The organism is Pseudomonas sp. p50(2008) (assembly GCF_015351605.1).
GTDB lineage: Bacteria > Pseudomonadota > Gammaproteobacteria > Pseudomonadales > Pseudomonadaceae > Aquipseudomonas.
In genome coordinates, this window is the sequence record NZ_JACMYF010000046.1 from 1 (window position 1) to 1,113 (window position 1,113).

1 protein-coding gene is annotated in these 1,113 nt (G+C 59.5%); it reads right to left on the minus strand.

All coding sequences use genetic code 11. The features are described 5' to 3' along the window. Nucleotides 1-29: 29 nt before the first annotated feature. Entirely contained in the window at nt 30-1,058 is a 1,029-nt protein-coding gene (locus H7698_RS31160) for an IS30-like element ISUnCu4 family transposase (RefSeq protein ID WP_095016300.1), read from the minus strand. Nucleotides 1,059-1,113: the final 55 nt, after the last annotated feature.

Here is a 1,113-nt window from a genome sequence, read left to right on the forward strand (position 1 = left end):
GGCGGTTGCAGGAGCTGAGTGCAACACGGTCATTGAATTGAAGCTGGAGCATCATGCCGCATAGCCATGGCCTTCTGCATCACCTCGCCCATAACTTCGATTGGGCATTTGAAGTCGAAGCGCTTACGCGGACGCATGTTCAGTTGCAGTGCGATGGCATTCAGTTCTTCCTGGCTGTGTACCGACAGGTCTGTGCCTTTGGGCAGGTACTGGCGGATCAGGCCATTGATGTTTTCGTTGCTACCGCGCTGCCAAGGGCTGTGCGGGTCGCAGAAGTAAATCGCCACCCCAGTCTGCTGGGTGATTTCAGCATGCCGCGCCATTTCTCGACCCTGGTCGTAGGTCATGCTCTTGCGCATCGCCAGCGGCATGCCATTGAGCGCTGCACTGAAGCCTTCCATCGCCGAGGTCGCCGTCGCGTCGTTCATCTTCACCAGCATCAGGTAGCCACTGGTTCGCTCCACCAGCGTGCCTACACACGAGGCGTTGGCTTTGCCCTTGATCAAGTCGCCTTCCCAATGCCCTGGCATTAGCCGGTCTTCGATCTCCGGTGGGCGCACATGGATGCTGACCATCTCGGGAATCTGGCCGCGCCGATCCACACCACCAGAGCGCGGTCGGCGTGTCGTCTTGCTTTGCCGCAGGCAGATGATCAGCTCCTTGCGCAGTTCACCGACCGGCAGGGCATAGATCGCGTTATAGATCGTCTCGCGACAGACGTAGGCATCTCTGAGGCTGGGAATGTTCATGCTGCGCAGCTTGCCGGCAATCTGCTCGGGAGACAAACGCTCACGGAGCATATGCGCCACCAACTCGAAGCGCTCACCACCCCGCAACAGCTTTCGCTTCGGTCGACACACCTGGCGGCGAGCCTGCATCTGCTGCTGGGCCGCGTGGGCCGAGTAGCCGCCACAGACATCTCGATTGCGGCGCAGCTCCCGGCTGATGGTCGAAGGGGATCGGTTGATCAAGCAGGCAATCCTACGCAGGCTGAAGCCTTGGGCATGACTGATTTGAATGGTGGCGCGCTCTTCAACGCTGAGTTCGGTATAAGACATAGGGGCAGCACCGTACCGGAAAGGTCAGGTGTTGCACTCAGTTTTTGCCGCCGCC